This is a genomic window from Clostridium cellulovorans 743B (assembly GCF_000145275.1).
Lineage (GTDB): Bacteria > Bacillota > Clostridia > Clostridiales > Clostridiaceae > Clostridium_K > Clostridium_K cellulovorans.
This window is the reverse complement of the sequence record NC_014393.1, coordinates 2,020,229-2,041,102: the sequence shown is the minus strand read 5'-3', so window position 1 is coordinate 2,041,102 and position 20,874 is coordinate 2,020,229. Positions and strand designations below refer to the sequence as shown.

20 protein-coding genes and 1 pseudogene are annotated in these 20,874 nt (G+C 31.6%); 1 reads left to right on the top strand and 20 read right to left on the bottom strand.

Annotated elements, in window-relative coordinates; genetic code table 11:
* Positions 1 to 2 precede the first annotated feature (2 nt).
* From CLOCEL_RS08355 to CLOCEL_RS08305, 11 genes are all read right to left on the bottom strand, one after another.
* A complete protein-coding gene (locus CLOCEL_RS08355; RefSeq protein WP_010077382.1) occupies positions 3 to 1,385 on the bottom strand; it encodes a V-type ATP synthase subunit B in 1,383 nt (460 codons plus the stop codon).
* Positions 1,385 to 3,154, bottom strand: coding sequence for a V-type ATP synthase subunit A (locus CLOCEL_RS08350; RefSeq protein ID WP_029169297.1), 1,770 nt, complete (start codon positions 3,152 to 3,154; stop codon positions 1,385 to 1,387). Before CLOCEL_RS08350 ends, CLOCEL_RS08355 begins: the two co-directional genes overlap by 1 nt.
* Before the next feature lie 17 nt (positions 3,155 to 3,171).
* A complete protein-coding gene (locus CLOCEL_RS08345) occupies positions 3,172 to 3,480 on the bottom strand; it encodes a V-type ATP synthase subunit F (protein WP_010077384.1) in 309 nt (102 codons plus the stop codon).
* Positions 3,473 to 4,474, bottom strand: a complete 1,002-nt coding sequence (locus CLOCEL_RS08340; RefSeq protein WP_010077385.1) for a V-type ATP synthase subunit C — start codon at positions 4,472 to 4,474, stop codon at positions 3,473 to 3,475. The genes CLOCEL_RS08345 and CLOCEL_RS08340 overlap by 8 nt, the downstream gene beginning before the upstream one ends.
* A gap of 11 nt (positions 4,475 to 4,485) precedes the next feature.
* Positions 4,486 to 5,082, bottom strand: coding sequence for a V-type ATP synthase subunit E (locus CLOCEL_RS08335; protein WP_010077386.1), 597 nt, complete (start codon positions 5,080 to 5,082; stop codon positions 4,486 to 4,488).
* A 17-nt stretch (positions 5,083 to 5,099) separates the two neighbouring features.
* Complete coding sequence (locus tag CLOCEL_RS08330; RefSeq protein ID WP_010077387.1) at positions 5,100 to 5,591, bottom strand: V-type ATP synthase subunit K; 492 nt, start codon at positions 5,589 to 5,591, stop codon at positions 5,100 to 5,102.
* Between the two features lie 34 nt (positions 5,592 to 5,625).
* Positions 5,626 to 7,587, bottom strand: coding sequence for a V-type ATP synthase subunit I (locus tag CLOCEL_RS08325; protein ID WP_242655239.1), 1,962 nt, complete (start codon positions 7,585 to 7,587; stop codon positions 5,626 to 5,628).
* A 1-nt stretch (position 7,588) separates the two neighbouring features.
* Positions 7,589 to 7,915 (bottom strand): hypothetical protein, encoded by a 327-nt coding sequence (locus CLOCEL_RS08320; RefSeq protein WP_010077389.1) that lies wholly within the window; start codon positions 7,913 to 7,915, stop codon positions 7,589 to 7,591.
* A 157-nt stretch (positions 7,916 to 8,072) separates the two neighbouring features.
* A complete protein-coding gene (locus tag CLOCEL_RS08315) occupies positions 8,073 to 9,728 on the bottom strand; it encodes a B12-binding domain-containing radical SAM protein (protein WP_010077390.1) in 1,656 nt (551 codons plus the stop codon).
* Positions 9,729 to 9,908: 180 nt separating this feature from the next.
* Entirely contained in the window at positions 9,909 to 11,672 is a 1,764-nt protein-coding gene (locus CLOCEL_RS08310; RefSeq protein ID WP_010077391.1) for an ABC transporter ATP-binding protein, read from the bottom strand.
* The gene (locus CLOCEL_RS08305; protein WP_010077392.1) at positions 11,669 to 13,399 is read right to left on the bottom strand and encodes an ABC transporter ATP-binding protein; all 1,731 of its coding nucleotides are present in this window, start codon (positions 13,397 to 13,399) and stop codon (positions 11,669 to 11,671) included. The genes CLOCEL_RS08310 and CLOCEL_RS08305 overlap by 4 nt, the downstream gene beginning before the upstream one ends.
* 111 nt (positions 13,400 to 13,510) lie before the next feature.
* Between CLOCEL_RS08305 and CLOCEL_RS08300 the strand changes: the two genes are divergently transcribed.
* A complete protein-coding gene (locus CLOCEL_RS08300) occupies positions 13,511 to 14,341 on the top strand; it encodes a MerR family transcriptional regulator (RefSeq protein WP_010077393.1) in 831 nt (276 codons plus the stop codon).
* A gap of 333 nt (positions 14,342 to 14,674) precedes the next feature.
* Here CLOCEL_RS08300 and CLOCEL_RS08295 read toward each other — a convergent pair whose 3' ends face one another.
* The 9 genes and pseudogenes from CLOCEL_RS08295 to CLOCEL_RS08255 all read right to left on the bottom strand — a co-directional run bounded on the left by CLOCEL_RS08295 (position 14,675) and on the right by CLOCEL_RS08255 (position 20,748).
* Complete coding sequence (locus CLOCEL_RS08295) at positions 14,675 to 15,250, bottom strand: ribonuclease E inhibitor RraB (protein WP_010077394.1); 576 nt, start codon at positions 15,248 to 15,250, stop codon at positions 14,675 to 14,677.
* 75 nt (positions 15,251 to 15,325) lie between these two features.
* A complete protein-coding gene (locus CLOCEL_RS08290; protein ID WP_010077395.1) occupies positions 15,326 to 15,589 on the bottom strand; it encodes a TfoX/Sxy family protein in 264 nt (87 codons plus the stop codon).
* Between the two features lie 102 nt (positions 15,590 to 15,691).
* Complete coding sequence (locus CLOCEL_RS08285) at positions 15,692 to 15,874, bottom strand: hypothetical protein (protein WP_010077396.1); 183 nt, start codon at positions 15,872 to 15,874, stop codon at positions 15,692 to 15,694.
* A gap of 106 nt (positions 15,875 to 15,980) precedes the next feature.
* Positions 15,981 to 16,409: pseudogene (locus CLOCEL_RS23895) on the bottom strand (pyridoxamine 5'-phosphate oxidase family protein); the annotation flags it as partial.
* 73 nt (positions 16,410 to 16,482) lie between these two features.
* On the bottom strand, positions 16,483 to 17,406 hold the full coding sequence (locus CLOCEL_RS08275; protein ID WP_010077398.1) for a hypothetical protein: 924 nt from the start codon (positions 17,404 to 17,406) through the stop codon (positions 16,483 to 16,485).
* A 14-nt stretch (positions 17,407 to 17,420) separates the two neighbouring features.
* Entirely contained in the window at positions 17,421 to 17,876 is a 456-nt protein-coding gene (gene tsaA / locus CLOCEL_RS08270; protein WP_010077399.1) for a tRNA (N6-threonylcarbamoyladenosine(37)-N6)-methyltransferase TrmO, read from the bottom strand.
* A gap of 30 nt (positions 17,877 to 17,906) precedes the next feature.
* Entirely contained in the window at positions 17,907 to 18,656 is a 750-nt protein-coding gene (locus CLOCEL_RS08265) for a nucleoside phosphorylase (protein WP_010077400.1), read from the bottom strand.
* A gap of 61 nt (positions 18,657 to 18,717) precedes the next feature.
* Positions 18,718 to 19,179 (bottom strand): hypothetical protein, encoded by a 462-nt coding sequence (locus CLOCEL_RS08260; RefSeq protein ID WP_010077401.1) that lies wholly within the window; start codon positions 19,177 to 19,179, stop codon positions 18,718 to 18,720.
* A gap of 51 nt (positions 19,180 to 19,230) precedes the next feature.
* On the bottom strand, positions 19,231 to 20,748 hold the full coding sequence (locus tag CLOCEL_RS08255; protein WP_010077402.1) for an SMI1/KNR4 family protein: 1,518 nt from the start codon (positions 20,746 to 20,748) through the stop codon (positions 19,231 to 19,233).
* Positions 20,749 to 20,874: the final 126 nt, after the last annotated feature.

The following is a 20,874-nucleotide window of genomic DNA, read 5'->3' as shown; positions in this document are numbered from 1 at the left end:
AATTATTCTTCCTCTCCCTTAGGCATATACCTTTCGATATATTCATCCCTAATTCTTTTAAGTTCTGACTTAGGAAGTATTTTTAACAGTTTCCAGCCTAGCTCTAAGGTTTCTTCTATGTTTCTATTTGTACTAAAGCCTTGGTTTACATATTCTTTCTCAAAGGCATCAGCAAATTTTGCATATAACTTATCAGTATCTGATAAAGCAGATTCTCCAAGTATTACAGCTAGTTCCTTTGCTTGCTTTCCTTGTGCATAGGACGAAAACAATTGATTCATTGTATCTGCGTGGTCTTCTCTTGTTTTTCCTTTGCCAGTACCCTTGTCTTTTAATCTAGAAAGTGACGGCAAGACGTCTATCGGAGGATTAATGCCTTTTTTATAAAGCTCCCTTGATAAAATAATCTGTCCCTCTGTTATGTAACCTGTTAAGTCAGGAATAGGATGTGTTTTATCATCTTCAGGCATTGTGAGTATAGGAATCTGTGTAACAGAGCCTTCCTTTCCTCTAATTCTACCAGCTCTTTCGTATAATGTTGATAAATCCGTATATAGATATCCTGGATATCCTCTTCTTCCTGGAACTTCTTTTCTAGCAGCTGAAACTTCTCTTAAAGCTTCACAGTAGTTAGTTAAATCCGTTAAAATAACAAGTACATGCATACCTTTTTCATAAGCCAAAAATTCTGCAGCAGTTAGTGCCATTCTAGGGGTGGCTATTCTTTCAATGGCAGGATCATTTGCTAAGTTCATAAATAAAACTGATCTATCTATTGCTCCCGTTTCAGTAAAATCATCTACGAAAAATTGTGCTTCTTCAAAGGTAATACCTATTGCCGCAAAAACAACTGCAAATTTAGAATCAGCCTTTAAAACTTTTGCCTGTCTTGCTATTTGTGCTGCAAGCTCAGCATGTGGAAGACCTGATCCTGAGAAAACTGGAAGCTTTTGTCCACGTACAAGAGTATTTAAATGGTCTATAGCCGAGACACCTGTTTGAATAAATTCATCTGGATAGTCTCTAGCTGCTGGATTAATAGCTTCTCCGTTAATATCAACTCTCTTTTCAGGCATAATTTTAGGCCCATTATCCTTTGGTCTACCCATACCATCAAAGACTCTTCCTAGCATATCCTCTGAAACACCAAGAGTAAGAGGTTTTCCTAAAAATCTTGCTTTAGAGTTTTTAAGATTAATTCCTGAAGATCCTTCGAAAAGCTGAACCATAGCTTTATCACCATTGACTTCAAGTACTTTTCCACGTCTTAATTCCCCAGTTTGAAGTTCTATCTCAACTAGCTCATCGTATTTAACACCTTCGACTCCTGTTACTGCCATCAAAGGTCCCACGATTTCACTAATAGTTCTATACTCCTTAAGCATTACATTATCCCTCCCTCTTCTATTAGTTTATCAATTTCTGAAACTAATTGATTTTTTATATCGGATATCTTATTTATTTCATCTTCACTAATATATTTACTTCTTGCTATCTTTTCTCTAACAGGAAGCTTAAGAATTTTATCTAAATACACGCCAGCCTTTAACGCCCTTTGAGCTTCATCTTGAAAAGCCAATATAATCTGCATCATAATAAATTGTTTATTTAAAGATGAATACGCATCTATTTCATGGAAAGCGTTTTGTTGAAGATAATCTTCCCTTATAGATTTTGCAACCTCAAGAGTTAATCTATCTTTTTCAGATAAAGCATCTATACCAACTAATCTTACAATTTCCTCTAAGTTTGCTTCTTCCTGAAGAATAGCCATAGCTCTTGTTCTAAGATTAGACCAATTTCCCTTAACTACTTCATCTAAATAATTTCCTATTCTGTCTGCATATAATGAATAGGAACTAAGCCAATTTATAGATGGAAAGTGCCTTCTGTAAGCTAATTGAGCATCTAACCCCCAATAAACCTTTACTATTCTAAGGGTGGATTGAGTAACTGGTTCCGAAACGTCACCACCAGCGGGAGAAACAGCACCGATAGCTGTAATAGTTCCAATTCTTTCATCTTTTCCAAGACAAACAACCTTACCAGCTCTTTCATAATACTCAGCAAGTCTTGAACCTAAATATGCAGGGTAGCCTTCATCACCTGGCATTTCTTCAAGGCGTCCGGACATTTCTCTTAAAGCTTCTGCCCATCTTGAGGTAGAATCAGCCATAATCGCCACGGAATACCCCATATCTCTATAATATTCTGCTATTGTTATTCCTGTATAAATCGATGCTTCTCTAGCTGCAACAGGCATATTTGAAGTATTAGCTATAAGAACAGTTCTATTCATAATTGATTTTCCGGTATTAGGATCTATCAATTCTGGAAATTCATTAAGAACATCTGTCATTTCATTACCACGTTCTCCACAGCCAACGTAAACAACTATTTCAGCATCTCCCCATTTTGCAATCTGATGTTGAACAACGGTTTTTCCTGCCCCAAATGGTCCTGGAACAGCAGCAGCTCCACCTTTTGCAACTGGGAAAAAGGTATCTATAACTCTTTGACCAGTTATCATTGGTTCAATAGGATTCAATTTCTTATGTATAGGTCTACCTTTTCTTACCGGCCACTTTTGCATCATTAAAATTTCTTTATCCCCACTAGCTGTAGAAATAACTGCAATAGGATCTTTAACTGTAAAGTCACCAGCTTTTATACTTTTAACCGTACCACTTATTCCAAAAGGTATCATAATTTTATGGACAATTACTGCGGTTTCTTGTACAGTCCCAATAACATCTCCTGCTGATACAGCTTCGCCTTCAGAAACACTAGGTACAAACTCCCACCTTTTATCTCTATCTAATGGTTCTACAGAAATTCCTTTAACTAAGAAATTACTTCCTGAAACCTGTAAAAACTTATCTAGAGGTCTTTGAATACCATCAAATATTGCTTCAAGCAAGCCAGGTCCTAGTTCCACACTAAGTGGTTCACCAGTTGTTACAACTGGATCTCCAGGACCTATACCAGAAGTTTCTTCATAAACCTGAATAGAAGCCCTATCCCCTCTCATTTCAATAATTTCTCCAATAAGACCTTTATCTCCAACCTTACAAACATCATATATATTAGCTTCATCCATACCTTCAGCAACAACTAAAGGTCCAGAAACTTTCTCAATTCTTCCTACTTTCAAGGTCATAACCTACCTTCCTATAAAATATTAACACCGACAGCCTTCTCAACATTATCTTGAATTCGCTGCATGCCTATATTCAAAGTACCTTGATTACTTGGTATTAATATGACAGCTGGAAGTGTTTCTCTATTATATCTTGCAATAGTCTCTTCCACTTTTTCTGCTACCTGCTCAGTTACAAAAATTACTGCATAATTATTAACAGCAAGTCTATCTATAGTTTTTCTCGCTTCATCACTTTCAATTACTGGGAATACGTCAACACCAAGGGCTTTGAAGGCTAATACTGAATCTTTGTCTCCTACAACACCTATCTTATACATAATTCTCACACAGCCTTTCTTTGATTACTTCTCCAGCAATGTTATTAAGCTTACCAACCATTATAATTCTAATTAATTTAAGCTCATTTTCCTTTGCGTATATATAAGCTAATATAGGTTCAATCCCAAAGCTAATGAGTTTTGCGTTTTTCATAAAGTTCATAATGTAGTTATCACTTAGCTTTTCAAAATTATTTAATGAACCATCCTTTATATAATTATCAAAGCCATTTTTCAGAACATCACTATAATCAGTATAAGCAAGCTTGGAAACTATGTTTTCTACTGTATCCGAAAATAAAGCTGTTATTCTATCCTTATCTAAATAGCCACCAGAAATAACTACTGAGTTTAAAAATTCCTTTGATTTATTCTGCTTTTTAACTCTAAACAAAGATTTTAAATTTGTTAAATCTATAGTGCTCTTGATAAATTTCTCTAAAGCTTTATCCTTTATATTTTTATCAATAACTTTCAGTTCTTCAAACATATATCCATCAATAATGATATCTATTCTCTGAGGATCTTTGAAATTTTGAAAATCACTTAAAGCTGTTTCTATGGCATTTCTCATGGATAAAGTTAAATCCCTAAAGTCCTCTGAAGTTATAGCATACTTTAACTTATCTAATTCCATGATACCAATAGGGATTAGCATATTAGAAAAATCTTTTCCTAATAACTTTTCTTTTATAAATACCTTTATATTGTGATAATCATATTTTAATGCCATAACATCTACTAAATCTTTACTTGGAATAATAGAATAAAGCATTTTATATGTTCTTTTAAGCTCTTCACTTAAAAGCACCTCATAGTCAGCAGCTCTTTTAATATTTGTCATATAAGCTGCATATTCTGTTTCACCTAAAACCTTTAAAGCTTCCTCTGGGTCCTTACTGTCTATCATCCTGTCAATTTTCGTTTTGTCTAGCAGCTTGGTTTCTAAAACCTTTAGCCTTGGTATCACTTGGGTAAAATCTAATCTATTCATGGTTACCCTCCTTAGCTGAATAATACCTTCGCTACTTCAAATTCTAATTCTTCCTTCATCAAATTAATCAAAGCTTCAAAAGTATTATTGATTTCAATTCCATCTTTTTCGATAATAAAGCCACCAGTAAAATTATTACGTCTTTCACCTAAGGAAATATTGTGTTTTTTACCTTTTGCTTTAAATCTAGAATTTATATCTGCAATAATATTGTCTTCATCAACAGTATCCTTATGGCTTAAAATTAACTTTTCATCACCTTCTAATTCCATAGAAAGCACCTTATCAATAATGAATTTTCTATAGTCATCACCATTAAGTTTTTGCAATTCTTCTAAAGCATCTTTATATATTTCTTCAATTACTTGCTGTTTTGCTGCTAGCTTTTCATTTCTAATTTTCAATTGGTTATTTGAAATAATTCTATCTCTTTTACTTTTGCCTTCAACTTCTGCCTTCGCTAATATATTTTCAGCAATGCTCTTCGCTTCACTAATTTTTTTAGTTATTATCTTTTCAGCTTCAACTTCTGAAGCTTTGATAATAGCTATAGCTTGATGTTCTGAATCTTTTAGGATTTTCTCCGTTATATTCTTTATGTTAGACATTGAGTATCACTCCAAATCTATTTTATGTTTAGAACCATGAATAAAGATGCAACGAAACCGAGTAGTGCATAAGTTTCAACCATAACAGCGTAGATAACACCTTTCATTACATGGTCTGGTCTCTTTGCAAGGATAGAAACTCCACTAGCTGCTGCTTTTCCTTGGGCTATTGCAGAAAATAAACCTGTTAATGCTACTGGTAGTGCAGCCATAAAATAATTAAATCCTAAAGCTAAGGATGGAGCTTCACCACCTAATACTCCTATATTTAAAAGCATCATAAGGGTAATAACAAATCCGTAAAGTCCTTGTGTACCTGGAAGTGCTACTAGAATAAAAGTCTTACCGAATTTTTCTGGTTCTTCTGTCATTAATCCTGCTGCTGCCTGACCGACTATACTAATGCCTTTTGCTGAACCAATACCAGATAATCCTACTGATAAAGCAGCTCCGCATAAAGCTAAAATTAATCCTCCATTGTTTTGTGAAAGAAATTCAATAAAAGTCATGATTAATATCCTCCTTGTATAAATTCAATTCTGATTATTTTGTAATTTTTATATAATTATCTGAGAGTTTATATGGAGTAAATTTCTTGCCGCCACCTTCATAGAATTTATTGAAAAATTCTAAATACTGAAGCCTAGCTGCATGAACATATGAACCCAATGCATTTACTGCCATGTTAAACCCATGTAGAAGTAAAAAAATCACTGGCGACAAAACTATACTAAATGGACTCGGGATTAAAGCTACTATAAGATTAAAGGCGTTAGCAATAAACCCTGTAGCAAGCCCTAACGCTAAAAGTCTAGAGTATGAAACTATATCACCTAGGTAGCTTGTCATTCCGTATACCCCATATATACCCCAACCAAGTCTAGCTCCTATAGTAGGATGTTCTCTTCCCTGAGTCAATAATAGTCCAATTGCTCCTATAATAAAGAGTATCATTCCAATTGTTGTAGCAACTGATGGTAAACCCACCATCCCTGTACCAATCCAAAGGAAAGCTCCTATAAGAGTTGAATACCAGGTTAACACATCATAAATTGCATCTAAATATTTACCATCTCTAATATAAATATATCCCTTGATTCCAAGACCAACAAATATATGAACTACACCCATTGCAACAGAAATCAACAATATTGATGTAACACTTTTTCCTGGATCTAAAAGATATGGAATATCTATTCCTAGGTACTTGGAAAATAAATCCCCAAACCAAGAACCATATATAGCGCCCCAAATAACTGTTGATATCCCTGCTAACATAAATAGCTTATACGTCTTGGCCTTTTCCTTGTCCTTTGTAAATTTCACCATAAACAATGAACCGAATAATAACAATAGTCCATATCCAGCATCTGAAAGCATCATTCCGAAAAATATAAAATAGAATATAGACATAATAGGAGTTGGGTCTATCTCGTTATATTTAGGTAGACTATACATCTCCACTATACCTTCGAAATTACTTGCAAACTTCCTATTTTTAAGTTTTATCGGCACATCTTCAAATTCTTCCTCTTTAATTTCCTCATATTCAATAGAAAATTTCTCTCCTACAGTACTCTTGATTAATGAGCTAAAAGTATTCTTTTCCTCACTAGGAATCCAACCACTTATGGCTACTACCTTTTCAGTTTTTAAGAAATTAGTAGCAGCTTCCTCTCTCATTAATAGATTATTGTAATAATCAAAAGCATATTGAAGCTTCTCATACTGCTCTTCATAGCTTTTTAAATTTTCTTTTATATGGGAAATTTTATTTTCTGCTGTTTTGATTTCCTTAAAAAATTCTTTTATTATATTTTGGGGAATGCCCTCATATGTAGGCTGAAATATACTAAAGCCATATTTCTTAAATAGTTCTTCGCATAAAGGTTCATCGTTTTTTTCCATGATTATATGTAAAAAAACATCTTGACTATCCTTCCCTAAAATTTCAACGTAGGTATTCTTTGCAGAATCAGATAAATCATTAATAAAGCTGATTTCGTAATTCTTTTGTATTGTTCCGAGATAAGCCTTAGTGTATTTTAAATTCTTCAAAGCCTCAAAGGTCGCATCAAAGTTTTTCCACTTATCTAGCACCTGTATTTCTGTTTCATATTTTCCTATTTCATTGGTCAAAGCAACTATGGTCTCTTCTTTTTCCTTCAGATCTTTATAAATTTTAAACCAATTACTATTTTCCACAAATCTTTGAAGATTTTTAACTGTTATCGATGCTTTTTCCTTTTGAATAGATTTTAGTGCTGATTGTTTAGGCATATAATCCTTTAAGAATTCTAGTGAAAATCTAATTTTAGAAAGCTGCTCATTATAATCTGATAAATTCACGTTTACTGAATCTTTTTTAAGGTTTTTAAATTCCTCATTCTTCTCTAAAAGTTCTTGATCTTGAAGATTGATAAATTGGATACTCTCAAAGCCTTGAAGTGCTGTTAACAGCTTTTCTTTTTGAGATTCAAAAAAAAGCAAAGTAAACTTATCCATTTTAACTATTGCCATGTGTATTCACTATCCTCTCAATGACCAAATTAATCGCTTTTTTCCTTGCAGCTTCAGAAGTTTTTAAAATCTCCTCCTTCTCTTTAATTCCTTGTTCTAAGATTGGAGCTACTTCCTCATTTGCAAGTGTAATAGCCTTATAAATAATATCTTTGCTCTTTTCCTTTGCCATAGCAATTATATTATTGTATTCTTCCTCACCTTGTACATGTGCGTTTTTAATTATATCTTTAGCTTTAGTTTCAGCGTCCTTAATATTAATCTCCGCTTTTTCTTCATTAGCTTTTATTTCTTTTAGTGCTTCAAGTGCCAACTCCTCACCACCTATATAATAGAATTTTATGAATATAGTTTTTTATACCTCTTCAAGTAAATTATACTACCTCATTAAGCACTTTTCAATAAAAAACTATATGATATAAAAAAATACAAACCTTTAGAAATTTCCAAGGTTTGTTTTTCATATGTGTCTAAATGCCAATATAATTAGCTGTATCATTAAACAAATAGTAAGTATTTTCTTCTAATATTTCTCCATTTTGAATATACTTTTCAATATTAATCTTGAACTTTTCCAAATAATATTCTTTAAATGAGTATTGTTCTTTTAGTTTTTCTTTAATAATTTTTTCTTCTTCTTTTTCCATATCACTTCTTAAAAATTCAGGTAGCCCACGTTTTTTATTGTATATTAAGTAATTAAATCTAATAATCTCTTTTAAATATGTATTACTTTCCCCTAGTACAACTTTATTAAAATCTAAAAATACTTTATAATATTCTGAGTTTCCTATATTCCTATTAAAGTATCCTTGATTTTCGAAAAATGTGCCCAAGCTATAATAAAAATCAAAAGGTTTTTCAAACTTACCTTCAAAATACTGTATTATAAAATTAAACTTTTGAGAGTTATAATACTTATCAACCATTTCTTCTACGGTTTTTAATTTTAAAAGTTCCTCATAAGAAATCTTATTTGTCTTTAAAATTTCATATGGTGGGTATGGTGAATACTTCATTCCATATTTATCTGCATCTTCTCTCATAGATGAACCTTTTAGTAACTTTAAGAAGCCAAGCTGTATTTCCTCTGGCTTTATTGAATATACATCATTAAAAGACTTTTTAAAGGATTCATAATCTTCTCCTGGAAGTCCTGCGATTAAGTCTAAATGCTGTTTAATGTTTTTAATAGACATCAACTCTATAACTTTTTCTTTTATATCACTAAAGTTAACAAATCTATTTATATTTCTTAAAACATCATCATTAGTTGTTTGTACTCCAACCTCAAATTGAAATCTTCCTTCTGGTGCATTTCTTAGTAGATCTATTTCCTCTTGTTTTAATATATCTGCAGAAATTTCAAAGTGGAATTGAGTTTTTGTGTCTGCTTTTATTAAAAACTCCCAAATTGCCATAGAGAATTTATGATTACAATTAAAAGTTCTATCAACAAATTTCACTAATCTTACTTTTTTATCTATGAAATATTGAAGTTCTTTAAGCACCCTATCTATAGAGTGAAATCTAACCCCATGGCTTGTAGATGAAAGGCAATAGCTGCAACTGAAAGGGCAGCCCCTCGAGGATTCGAAATACACAATTTTATTGTTTAAATCTTCATCTTCTTCATAAGGGAAAAGCACATCCTCAAATGTCATTAAAGGTCTTGTTTCATTTGAAAAGACTACACCATCTCTCTTATAATGTAATCCCTTTATATATTCTATTTCATTAACACCTAATTTATACTCAATAAATTCCCTATAAGTTTTCTCGCCTTCCCCTTCTATAATGTAGTCTCCAACATGATCCTTTAAGAAACTTCTACTATCATAAGATACTTCTGGTCCACCATATACTATTTCTATCTCAGGATTTACCGCTTTTATTAAATTTGCTAAACGAGTAGCCATCTCTACATTCCATATATACGTAGAGATGGCTACAACATCAGCTTCCTCTTTTATAATTTCTTTAAGTATATGTTCTTCCCTATCATTTATAGAAAACTCTCTTATTTTACAATCATATTCCAAGTCCTTAGTAAATGCTTTTAAATATCTAACAGCTAAATTGCTATGAACAAACTTAGAATTAAGAGCAGTTAATAATACTTTCATCTGTAACGCGTCCTTCCATATATAACATTATCTCTGAAAACAATATCATTCTTCTAATACTTTATATAGTATACATTTTACATCAATTAAAATCAATTCTTCATAAATAACATAAAAGTTTTGCTTCTATCATACAGAAACAAAACCTTTTATGTCATTACTTATTTAAAAATAAGATTTCTAACCATTGTCAAAATCCGCAAATTGGGCATGGTAAAGCTGTTCATAATGTCCTTTTTGTTCTAAAAGTTCTTCATGAGTTCCTTGTTCTACAATTCCACCGTTGCTCATAACTAGTATCAAATCTGCATTCTTAATAGTTGAAAGCCTATGTGCTATCACAAAGGATGTCCTATCTTTCATAATATTTCTCATAGCAGCCTGCAGCTTTTGCTCTAGCCTTGTATCAACGGAACTAGTAGCTTCATCTAATATCAAGATTTTAGGGTCACAAAGCACCGTTCTTGCTATGGTAATCAGTTGTTTTTCACCTTGCGAAATATTGTTGGCTTCTTCATTTAATATCATGTCATAACCCTCAGGTAGAGTAGTAATAAAATGATGAACATTTGCAATCTTTGCTGCTTCAATTATTTCCTCTTTACTAGCACCATTTTTTCCATAAGCAATGTTTTCTTTTATACTACCATTAAATAGCCAAGTATCTTGTAGAACCATTCCAAACTTTTCTCTTAAAGTTTCTCTTTTCATATCTCTAATATCTACACCATCAATCTTTATGGACCCACCATTAACCTCATAGAATCTCATCAATAAATTAATTAGAGTAGTCTTTCCAGCTCCAGTTGGCCCTACTATTGCAACCATTTGTCCAGCTTTTACATTAAAGGTCACACCATTAAGTAACGTTTTGTCCTTTGTATAAGAAAATTGAACATCTTCAAAGGATACATTTCCATAGCTTTTTTCATTTTCTACATCTACTTTAACTTCTTCTATTTCTTCCTCTTCATTTAAGAATTCAAAAACTCTATGCATTGCCGCTATAGAAGATTGAATAGCTCCTGCTAGTTGAGTAATTTGTGACATTGGCTGATTAACTTGCCATATATAACGAATAAAAGCTTGTAGCTGTCCAACAACAATTACTCCAGAAATTACATAGAAGGACCCTAGAATAACTACTGAACCAATTCCAACATAAGTTATAAAACTTACAAGAGGATTCATTAATCCACTTATAAACTGAGCTTTAAAACCTTGTCTACAAAGTTCTTCATTGGCATCGATAAATTCCTCTATTGAATCTTCCTGTTTGTTAAATAACTTTATCTCATTAAAGCCAGTAAATTTTTCTTGTACAACAGCATTTAATTTTCCTAACGCCCCTTGTTGTTCTTCGAAAATAGGTTGAGACTTTTTTGTAATCACTTTTGAAATTACAATTGAAAGAATTATGATTAATAGTGAAATCATAGCCATGCCGCTGTGAATCTTAAACATCATATATAACGCCAAGCTTAAACCTAATATAGCATTTAAAATCTGTGCAAAGCTTTGCTGAAGTGCATTTGATATAGTGTCCACATCATTAGATACCCTACTTAAGGTATCTCCTAAGGAATTTTTGTCAAAATATTTAATAGGCAATTTTGTAATTTTTCTCTGAACATCTTGCCTCAAATCCTCCATAGCAGCTTGAATAGAATCAGTTAATAAAAGCTGATAAATATAACTACTTAAATTTCCTACTATATAAATCAAAACCAAAGTTATTATAATTTCAGTTATCCTTTTAAATTCAACAGCTCTACCTGCTGTAACATCAGAAAATAATTGAGTTGTAATCATTCCTTCAAAGGTTGGACTTAATGCTGTAAGGTAAGCAGCCAAAATAATCAATAATATTGCTAACATTACTTTTAATTTATATGGTTTAAAATATGGAACTAAATATTTTACTCCATTATTTCGCTTCTTCATAGTGCTAATTCCTCCTTTGACATTTGGCTAGCAGCTATCTCATAGTAAATCTTAGAGTCTTTTAGTAACTGCCGATGAGTTCCCATGCCAACTATTTTACCTTCATCCAATACTATAATTTGATTAGCATCCATGATTGAAGAAACTCTCTGTGCTACAATCAATGTAATTGCCTCTGTTATTTCACTTTTTAAGCTTTTTCTTAATTTAGCATCAGTCTTGAAATCCAATGCAGAAAAAGAATCATCAAATATATAAATATCAGGCTTTTTTATAATAGCTCTAGATATATTTAACCTTTGTTTTTGCCCACCAGACAAGTTGCTTCCACCTTCTTCAACTGGGTCCTGAAACTTTTCTGGCTTGTCTATAATAAAATCATAAGCTTGTGCAATTTTAGCGCTTTCTTCTACTTCAATTTCACTAGCCTCCTGCTTACCATATCTTATATTTTCACTTATACTACCTGAAAAAAGCACAGATTTCTGAGGTATGAAACCTATCTTTGACCTTAAAGCTCTTAAATCATATTCTCTGACATCTACCCTATCTATTTTTATACTTCCAGCACTAACGTCATATGCTCTAGGTATAAGATTAATTAAGGTACTTTTCCCACTACCAGTACTTCCAATGAACGCAACTATCTCACCTTTCTTAGCTTTAAAGCTTATGTTTTCCAAAACTGGAACTTCGCTATCAGGATACTTGAAAGTAACATCGTTAAACTCCAATGTTCCACTTTCATCCCCACTGAATACTGGATTCTGCGGATTTTTAATAGCTGGATCTTCATCTAATATTTCCTGTATACGTCTAGCACTTATGGCTGCACGAGGATACATAACGAAAACCAAGCAAAACAGCATAATAGAAAACATCGCATGGAACATATACTCCTGAAAGGCAACTAAATCCCCTACCTGAAGCACACCTTTATCAATCATCTTGCTAGATAACATAAATACAATAGCAAGTCCAACACTAAGAAGGAAGAAAAATGCTGGCTGTGGCACTGCCATAAGCTTAAAGAGCTTCTTGGAGTTATAAGCATAATCTTCATTTGCCTCAGAAAATCTTTTAGTTTCATATTGTTCCTTTCTAAAGGCACGAATTACTCTAACTCCAGTTAAATTCTCTCTGATAATCCTATTTATATTGTCCATACCCTTTTGTTGCTTCATACCAATTGGCTCACTGATTTTAGCTATAATAAATACCCCAATGCATATAATAGGGATAAATGCTCCTATAACCAAGGATAAAGTTAAATTAGTCTTTATTACCATAAACACACTGACTATTATCATCACTGGAGTCAATAATGCTGTTCTAAGTAATACATTGATAAACTGCATTAAAACGAAAGCATCATTAGTAGTCCTAGTTATCATGCTTGATACTCCAAATTTGTTATATTCAGTATGTGAAAATTCCTGCGCTTTTTTGAAAATATCATTTCTTATATCTCTTGTGATGGAAGTACTAATCTTGGAACTACAATAAGCTAGAAGTATGTTTCCTATGCCTCCAATAATAGCCACTATCAAAATAATAATACCCAGCTTATATATATAATATTTATCATTCAATACAATACCCTTATCTATCATTTTGGATACAATTGTAGGAATGCCAATTTCCACTAATGCAAAAGCCATCACTGCTAAAACATTTAAAAATACATATACCTTATATTTTTTTAAATGCTGTAAAATTAATTTCATTGTTTAACACCTCTCCTGTCAGTATTTTTCTTAACTAAATCTTTGACCACAGCATCAATATGTACTATGATAAACTATAAGGTTACCTTATAGTCAAGAGGAGAAAATTAAATGCATAAAAAATATTTTACCACTGGCAAATTTGCTAAAATGTGTGATATAGATAAACATGTTTTGTTTCACTATGATGAAATTGGTCTATTTAAACCTGAACTGATAAAGGAAAACGGATACCGATATTACTCCTATGAGCAATACTTTACTTTATGTGTTATCCTAAACCTAAAAAATCTAGGTATGTCTTTGATGGATATAAAAATTTATCTTGAAAATCGCAATCCTGAAATGTTCTTAGACTTATTAGAAGAAAAAACTGTAGAAATTTCTGAGAAAATAAAATGGCTTCAAGAAGTACAGAAAAGTATTGAAAGCTTAAAGGAATTGACCATGCAAGGAATGAACAGTAATTATGATATTCACCTAGAAGTTATTCCAGAAACAATTATTGTTCCTTCCGATAATATTGAAAATAACTCTATCAATGATTTTGCAAGCTTTATGCAAGAGTATATTAAGTTTTGTAAAAGTTTAGGAATCACCATTAATGAATACGTTGGAACTATAATCTCTGTAGATAACATTAGAAAAAATAACTTCTTAAATTTTTCTTATTTATATGTAAAATCAGATCACCCTATAAAAGGCAAAACAAAGCTTAGAAAAAAAGGCGTATATTTATGTGGATATTTTAAAGGTGCATATGAAGATTTTCATCAGCTTTACACTAAAATGTTAGCCTATGCTGATGAAAATAAAATCACCTTAGGAAAATATTCTTATGAAGAATATCTAATTTCAGATATAGCAGAAAAGGCTCCTGATAATTATGTATCGAAGCTTATGATTGAAACGGTGGACAATTCTTTTAAAGATTTTAACTAGAGGATCTATATTTTGTATTTTTCACTATATCAAACACTCTAAATCTCTTCCTGTCCACCAAATCTATATATCTCCGTAATAGTTCTATTGGCACAAGTACCAAAATAGGCACAAATTACAATATCAATAATTATCCCTAGGATGTCCAACTTAGTGAACTGAAATACTACTAAACTTATTAGTGAAAATATAAAACCAAAAACAAGAGCACTAAAACCCTAGCGTTCTTGTTTTGCTATACTTTAATTTTCCGGTAGTGATTTTTAACTTCCTTTGATTAACTTCCAAATATACAATTATATTACCTCTTGAATATTTGATTTTTCTAGCTTACTACTTAACAACCATACAACCCCAACCATCATACTCGATATCGTATTTATCTGCGATTTTTTCCATGGTATAAGTTTGTGAAGATATAATCTCAGGCTTTACCATACTAGATATTATAGCATCAAAGAAATAATAGCTTTCACCATTATCTTGATCCTCCTCAAGTTCCGTAACCTTATAATTTTGCTTTACCAATTCACTTATTACCCCATCAGCTTTTTTCTTATCGCCATAAATCACAAAGTGGTGCTCTATTTCATGTTCTTTACTAAGACCTGACCCTGCCTTCTTTAATTGCTCAATTACTTGAATATCGTATTCGTCTCTTGGATTCTTAGGCTTAACAAGCTCATTACCGTTACTAACGTCATTACTTTTACTACTGTCATTATCCCTTTTTACATCCTTATTATTATTTTCATCACTATTACTGCTATTAGCACTATTGCTAACTTCAGTGTTATTACTAATACTGCTATTATTGCGAGCCTCTTTATTTTTCTCGCAACCTTGTAAGGTCATTACAGAAAAAATACAACCTCCTATTATAATAAGCTTTAAAATATATGACTTCATAAAAATCCCCTTTACGTATATTGAATTTTCTTTAAATTATGTATGCTTTAACCACGAGGTTGCATAACACAACATTTACCACTTAATTTTATGGCAATTATAAAAATCTTTCAGTTCTGCTTTACGTTCCTGTGATAACTCTGTTTTCTTAACCCCTTCAATGGCACCTTCCAGCGCTAACAATCTATTAATACATGCTGAAACATCAATCTCTTGTATTTTTAACCATGCCTGTTCTGCACCAATATTTTTCAATTCATCGTATGTATCTATGCCTACGTTATTTAACTGCCTTTCAACTTCTTTTCCTATATTCGGTAGCTTTGATAATTCTCCCATAATACAATTTCCTTTCAAATCAAAATTTCACTATTGCCACGACTTATTTTTCTGCTAACTCTTTATCATTCCTACTACCTTTGTCCAGTTAATACCATAACATTAACTTTTTTGTATTTTCCTTTTTACCGATTTAATGTGCTCCTGTATGATTACTGGATCTGTAATATTAGATGAATTGATAAAACCGTATATCTTCGTAATTTCATCAGTACTTAAAATTTTCCTATCTTTATTAGTCTTTAATAAATTATATTTTTTAAGAATTAATTCTGATAAATTCATATCATAAACTACCATAGGTTCTGATTGATAAGTATGAAGTTCTAAGTCAATGCGTAGTTTACAACATTTAGTAAAAGAAATAACTGAATGTATCTAATTTTATAAATTAATCAATAATTCCGATATCAAAGGTAAACGGGAATTCCTCTGCTTTCTTATTTTCAAAATCAACCTTATATCCAGTTCCGTATTTATAAAAGAAACCTTGTTTCAATTCTATTTTTACATAGCACATATTTTCATCATTTTCGTTATTGTGAGCGAAATACCAAGGTTCAAATACCTTTATCAATTTTTCTCTTATTGCCTGATTTTCTTCTAAGAGCGGATGTCCAATATTATACGCAGTTCCAATAAAGCGATAAAGTTTATTGCACATTTCTATTTCAGGATTTTTTTCAATTTCTTTTACTTTCTGTGATTTTCCATAAGTAACAATATAGAAAGCACCTTCATCATAAAAGGTATCTACAAATCTAACAGATGGAATGTTATCACTTGATGTTGCTAGAGCAAATTCATAATCTCTTGCAAAGAGCTCTTCTAAAACCTTTAAACTTTTTTCCTATGTGGTCATTTTCAACATACCCTTTATAAATTAGAGTTTGCTATTGCACTCTAATAAAATTCCTTAAGAACTTTGCTTTTTCAATAGCTTTGATAGCCTTCCACCAGTTTCCACTGATTATTGACTCTTTTGGATATTTCTCATTGTTTTCAAACCATGACCAAGGAATTGGCCAAACATCATTTTGTGGTAAAGTATCATATAAAAAATCCAATTCCACCTGAATAATATCTTTATTATCTTCATAAAAAATATTATCTTCTGACTTGATATAATCTGACGGTTTGTAGCCATAATAAGGCCATTGCTCTGGGTTTCGTTGAATAGATTTATTTACTAGTTCTCTCAATCTTAGCTCTAATTTATCATAATCATATCCCTGAAGCTTTGCGTGTTTCGTAGCATCAACCAAAGAAATATATCCTGTTGGTCCCATATCGCCAAGATTATCACCACTGTAAAGTTTCTCTAACATTTTATCGCTAAGTTTTAAGACTTCAGCATATATCTTTGATTCAGGATAGTGATTAATTATAAATGAGCAAAAACCTAAAATGATACCGGTACTTTCTGTTTTATTATAGTTTTCATCATAATTATAGTAACTAGCATGGGGATAATCTTTATTTGTTTCAACAGTAAAAACCCATCCTTCTGGAAAGTTTGATTCAGTATCTATGTACTTTTTTATACCCAAATAAATTGGATGCTGCATATCATAGAATTCGATATCATCTAGAATATTTATCACAAACAACGTTGCATATGGCAATGAATTCACATTCCAATTATCAGGATCAACTGTATTACCAAATCCACCATCTTCGTTTTGATAATACGTTAATGCATTAAGTACAGCTTCTTTACTTCCCTCCTCAAAATGGTATTTCCATATTGCAATCTCAAGTTCTCTTGCATTTTTATGAATCCAAGCTGATATATGATTTAAGCTTACTTTCCTCATAAACATTTCCTCCTCTAAAAATAATGTTCCATCAGACGGTTAACCCATTCAGGAACAATTGCATTTTCTTTACAATCGTACATAGGATAATAAGGCTTAATATCTAAAATTGGAGTCTTATCAATAGCATCTAAACCTTTTACCACCAGCACCTCCTCGGTAGCCGAAATTATTTGAACTGACGTAATTCCAATTTGATTTGGTCTATCTTTCCCTCTTTGCGAGAATATTCCAACCAATGGCATATCATCTCTATTCTGTGGTCTACGTTGTAGATGTTTATTAATATCAAAGTTTGCTTTGTCCAAATAATATATAATAATCGCATGTGAGAAATTTCTCAGACCATTTAAACCACCAAAGTACTCTTTTTCTAGTACAATTTTAGAAACATCTTGTCCCCAGGAATTATCTTTTCTATTTTCTACTTCGTTACTGACATAGCCAATGGCTTTTAAAGAAATTTCCATTGCATTTCCCCCTTTAAATTTATTGATACTTTATTTTTCCTTTACTGAATCAATAATCATGTCGATTATCTTATCTACTGACTTTTTGATTTCATTACCTTGCCAGCCTAAACTCCATCCTTTTTCATCAAGTATATCTGTAACTATATAAATAGCAGAAGTAGTACATTTTCTATATTTACCTATTGTAAAAAGACCAACACCTTCCATTTCTACACATAAAGCCCCTTTAGTACGATAATCCAAAACTTGTCCCCAAGTTTCTCGATACCCAGCATCGGTAGTCCAATGTTTTCCTCGCTTTGCTTCAATAAAACTATTCTTTAATAAAAAAGCTAATTCATCTGTTAATGTTTTAGAGGTTTCTATAAAGTCATAATCAAAGCCATAAAGCCTTGCCACCGCAGTATCGTTATATGCACCATCTGTAACTATAATTTCACCAATATTCATACTAGGTTGTAATACTCCAGCAAAACCAACATGTATTAATTCTTTAACCCCACCAGCAATTAAGTCTTCTGCTTGTATAGCTATCCCTGGTGAACACATTTTTGATTTGATAAATCCAACGTTTGAATTAGCATTAAATACATATAACTTGCCACCTAAAGGATATTTATAAGTTCCACATTCTTTCTCAAGCATAGCATCATAGGTACTATCAGCTAATAGAAAAACTCTCTTAGGAATTTCTATATTATCTACATCAAATCCAGCATTTTTTAATTCTATTTGTACCAAGTGTTTTGGCTCTGTCATCACATAATCTCTATCCATTAGACCACCTCTGCAAATAATTATCAGGCTAATCAATTATCTTTAAAAAGATTAGCTATATTTAGCTTTTTTCACTATAGTGAGCGATAAATCCTGAATGATGTAAGTATGTTATAAACTTTTCATTTGGTTTAAAAAATATTATGTCCTCCGTTTGGAAAAAGGACATTTGACACAACTTAGGGTATTCAGTGGTTATAAACTCTTCTAGATCAGAATGACTAATGCAAAAAGCCATTTTATCACTAAAACAAAAATCTGTTATAATGTACAATAGTCCACTTTTAGTGCATTTACCATTAAACAGTAACTGAATAAAATCTTCATCTGAGATATCAATTACTCCACTTTCAAACAGCTCCCAATCTAAGACCTTTTCCCATATAAGATTTTTCCTTGATTCTTCAAATGCATCTCCTAGTTTATTAGGAACTAAATCTGGACCTTTTAAAGGATTTCCTAGGTTAAAGCATTCTACTATTTTTGCACTAACACTTTCAAAAGTGATTTTGTTAATATCCATGAAAAAGCCACCTACCCTATGTAAATTTATAAACCATAATTTAATGAAAATTTACCATGTCTGCTGCCAACCATATGATTGAAGCTTATAATGCTTTTGAAATTCAGCTACTATATATTTTGCATTTTCTTCTGAGGTTGCATTAAATATAGTTATACTAGTAATATTTAAACCACTAATCCGATCTAAAGATTCAAACCTTGATGCATCAATACCAACTGTTCTTAAGTTTGTACAATCTTTTAAAATTTTCATATCTCCAATGGGGTAAATTAACTCTTGCAATTTTTCCATTTCCCAGAAAATTTCTATATTTGATTCATCCTCAGCTCTTCTATCAGTCTCAAAAACAGTTAACTTTTTTAATCCCTGCAACCAACTGAAATTAGGTATACTTACTTCTTTTAATTCTAACTTTGTTAATTTATTAAGAACTGAAAGGTACGATAAATCACCAACCTCCATGTCTTCTAAACTTAACTCTGTTAGATTTTTTAAATTTCTTATAGTACTAATATCAATTGTATCTATTTTATATAATCTCAAACGCTTTAATGTTTTTATATTTTGTAACATATGTATATCATTTAATGTAAGTTTAACTAAAGTTAATTCCTTCAACTGCGGTGAACTTACTATATACTCCAAATCCGAATCTTTAAAGGATTTACTTCCAACTACAAGCTTTGCTAAAGAAGGAATATCTTTTATAGGTTTAAAACTATCTATCTCATCAGCATAAATAATAAGTTCCTTAAGATTACTCATATTTTTTAGAATATCTAAGGATATTATTCCAAAATTTTTTCCCATATCAGCCTTTATAAATATCATTCTCTTCTTTGACAATATTTCTGTAGAAATACTACCATCAACAACTTCATCTTCAAAATAGTCCTTCCAGAATCCACTAATAGGAATATAACTTTTTTCTATTGTTGTGCCTTTTAAAGCTATTACATCATCAAAAAGATGCCCTGTTTTCCATTGTATTACTTTAACATCATCATCTTTCAGAATATTCATGGCTCCATTTTTAAAACTATTCTCAATAAATTCAAAAAACATCTCTAAACTATCCGAAACAACATAAGAAATCTCTGATTCTCTATCTATTGTAATAACTTGTCCATATGTACCATTAACATCTGGTTCTAAATCCATCACTAAAAAAGAGCCTCCACAGTCTTCTGCAAATGGTATCCATCCCTTTTTAAACTTACCTTCCTTTATGAACCCAGCTTTATCTGATATGATTTCATAAGCCGATTCTTGTAGTGACTTCCATTCTCTTATAATTGATTTTATATCCATCCATCTTAAACCTGACATTACTCCAAGAATCATATCACTTTCACCATCATGGTCTAAGTAAAGCTTTCTAAACTCTTTTGGGAGTTTTTTGCCACTGATATTTTCTAATTCATCTATTTTTATATTCTCAGCTGCTGAACATAATAACTCTTCAATATCAGGAATGTAAGCTTTTACTTTCTCAACTAACAAACAGTCGCTCTTAATATCACTACTTCCTGTTACCTTTTTATTTTTAAAATCAGATATATCCATAATCTTTTGTCTCCTAAAAAAACTAATAGTTTCCCTTATATAAAATTGTTAGCCTCTGATTTTTATAATCATCAAATTATTTATAACCATTCTTTTATAAAATTCCAATCTTTAATGGATCCATCA